This window comes from Bradyrhizobium sp. NBAIM08 (assembly GCF_020193935.1).
In the GTDB taxonomy this organism is placed as follows: Bacteria; Pseudomonadota; Alphaproteobacteria; order Rhizobiales; family Xanthobacteraceae; genus Bradyrhizobium; species Bradyrhizobium yuanmingense.
Genome location: NZ_JADYVR010001242.1, coordinates 1 through 388, shown reverse-complemented (window position 1 = coordinate 388; position 388 = coordinate 1). Strand labels below are relative to the sequence as shown.

At 67.3% G+C, this 388-nt stretch carries 1 protein-coding gene; it reads left to right on the top strand.

The window, feature by feature from the left end:
- Nucleotides 1–49: 49 nt before the first annotated feature.
- A partial coding sequence (locus tag I6F37_RS44335; protein ID WP_225155035.1) for a hypothetical protein occupies nt 50–388 on the top strand: 339 nt, incomplete at its 3' end.

Here is a 388-nt window from a genome sequence, read left to right as displayed (position 1 = left end):
CCTGAACCTGTCGGAGGCTCACCACGGCGCCCCGTACCTGGAGGAGGGGATGTGGACGATCTTCCACGCACTCGGCAACCTGTTCCTATTCCTGTTCCTGGCGCTGGTGCGCGGCGCCATCGTCGCGATGCAGTGGATGCTGGGCCTGAACCTGTACCAGGACGCCGGCCCGTACATCGAGACCGGCGTCACCACCCTGGCCAACAGCCTGTTCTGGCCGCTGCTCGGCGCAACCGCGGCGTGGGCGATCGTCACCCTGGTCATCAAGGCCGTCGGTGGAGCCCCAATGGTCAGCGACGCCCTGTGGGTCATCGTCGCCGGTGTCATCGCGGTCGGCTTCATGACCGCCCCGTCGCAGACCGCAGGAGAGATCGACGACGTCCGCACC